Annotated in this window: 2 protein-coding genes and 1 pseudogene; 2 read left to right on the top strand and 1 reads right to left on the bottom strand. The window is 61.0% G+C overall.

Translation table 11 applies throughout. The annotated features are described in order from the left end of the window. Nucleotides 1-357 (bottom strand): helix-turn-helix domain-containing protein (locus tag FGX59_RS36720; protein WP_171060868.1); only part of this gene is annotated, 357 nt, incomplete at its 3' end. A 143-nt stretch (nt 358-500) separates the two neighbouring features. Between FGX59_RS36720 and FGX59_RS36715 the strand changes: the two are divergent. Together FGX59_RS36715 and FGX59_RS36710 are read left to right on the top strand one after the other, a co-directional pair. Then, nucleotides 501-1,414, top strand: a pseudogene (locus FGX59_RS36715) (IS5 family transposase). Nucleotides 1,415-1,471: 57 nt separating this feature from the next. After that, nucleotides 1,472-1,811, top strand: a 340-nt coding sequence (locus tag FGX59_RS36710) for a helix-turn-helix domain-containing protein (protein ID WP_171060693.1), incomplete at its 3' end; no start/stop codon positions are given.

Raw genomic sequence — 1,811 nt, 5'->3', positions numbered from 1 at the left:
CGCAGCCATCGACCGGATCGACCAGTGTGTCGCGTCCCGGGGCGTGCTTTCCAGCGTCCTCTTGATGACCTCCGCCACCTGTTCGTCCGAAACCGTGCGTGGACGGCCTTCACGGTATTCATCGGAAAGCCCCTCGAGCCTCTGCTCCGCAAAGCGGCGGCGCCATTTGCCCACCGTGTGCTGGCTGTGGCCGAGTGAGACGGCGATCTCCTTGTTGGACATCCCTTCGGCGCATCGCAGGACGATGCGGCAGCGGTCCGAAAGTGATCGGGCCGCCTTGTGCCTGCGAAGCTGGGATTCGAGGAATGAGCGTTCCTCGTCGCTGAGATCAATTGGAACAGCAACACGGCCACCCATCACATCCTCCCGCATCAGGCAGAATAATGATACAAACTTTAGTTCCAGGTGACTAGGTCATGTTGACAAAAGGGATTCACAGTTGGTCGCTTTCGTGATTCAAGATCACCGCTACGACGGAGGTGATCTTGGCGCGAAATCTGATGTCCGATGCGCAATGGCGGTTCTTCGAGCATTTCATCGCCGCCATCCGCGCCCCGAACGGGCGCAAGCCAGTTGATCATCGCCTTGTTCTGGATGGCATATTCTGGAGTGAGGCGTGAATGCGCCACTGGTTCGAGCATCACGCCGAACACGGACCGGTGCCCCGTGGCTCGACCTGCCTGGCGAGTTCGGAAAATGGGGGTCCGTCTGCCGGCAGTTCCGGCGCTAGAATGAGGCATCCGCGCCATCGGTCCGAGCGCGATGGCGAATGCCGGACTATGGGAGACCATGCTCCTGTTTCTCAACGATAGCGACCTCGTGCCCGCCCGGCTCCAGATGAACGACAATGAGGCGCAAGCGCCACTGGTCCGAGCGCAGCGCCGAATGGTGATCCGCGCCCGTCAGCAGGCAGCGGGCTCAAGGGGGGACTCAGAAGGAAGGTTTCGGCCGTTCCCGACTGTCCGGCGGGAAAACGATCCCGCGGATCGTTTTCTCATCCGCCTTCCACTTCACGACCAAGATCCACCTCCGGGTGAATGGCGCGGGACTGCCGATGCGCAGCGAGATCAGGGGCGCCGAGACAGCGGACATCAAGGGGGTCGACCTGGTGGTGACGAAGACGCTGCCGGAGCCCGGATATTTCGTCGCCGACAAGGGCTATGATGCTGACAAGGTACGGGAAAAGCTCGAGGAACGTGGCATCGTGGCGGTCATCCCGATGCGGCGGAACCGCAAGGAATGGCGCGCTGTCGACCGCGACTTCTTCCGCTGGCGCAACCTGGTCGAACGTTGCTTCTCCAAGCTCGAGCAGGGCCGTCGGGTGGCAACGCGCTATGACAAGACCGCCCTGAGTTTCCTCGGGTTCATTGACATTGCGTCCATCCGAGTCTGGCTACGCCTTTTGTCAACATGACCTAGTCACCTGGAACTAAAGTTTGTATCATTATTCTGCCTGATGCGGGAGGATGTGATGGGTGGCCGTGTTGCTGTTCCAATTGATCTCAGCGACGAGGAACGCTCATTCCTCGAATCCCAGCTTCGCAGGCACAAGGCGGCCCGATCACTTTCGGACCGCTGCCGCATCGTCCTGCGATGCGCCGAAGGGATGTCCAACAAGGAGATCGCCGCCTCACTCGGCCACAGCCAGCACACGGTGGGCAAATGGCGCCGCCGCTTTGCGGAGCAGAGGCTCGAGGGGCTTTCCGATGAATACCGTGAAGGCCGTCCACGCACGGTTTCGGACGAACAGGTGGCGGAGGTCATCAAGAGGACGCTGGAAAGCACGCCCCGGGACGCGACACACTGGTCGA

It is taken from the genome of Poseidonocella sp. HB161398, from assembly GCF_005870025.1.
Lineage (GTDB): Bacteria > Pseudomonadota > Alphaproteobacteria > Rhodobacterales > Rhodobacteraceae > Mangrovicoccus.
The sequence above is the reverse complement of the archived record's forward strand: the minus strand, read 5'-3'. Positions and strand labels throughout refer to the sequence as shown.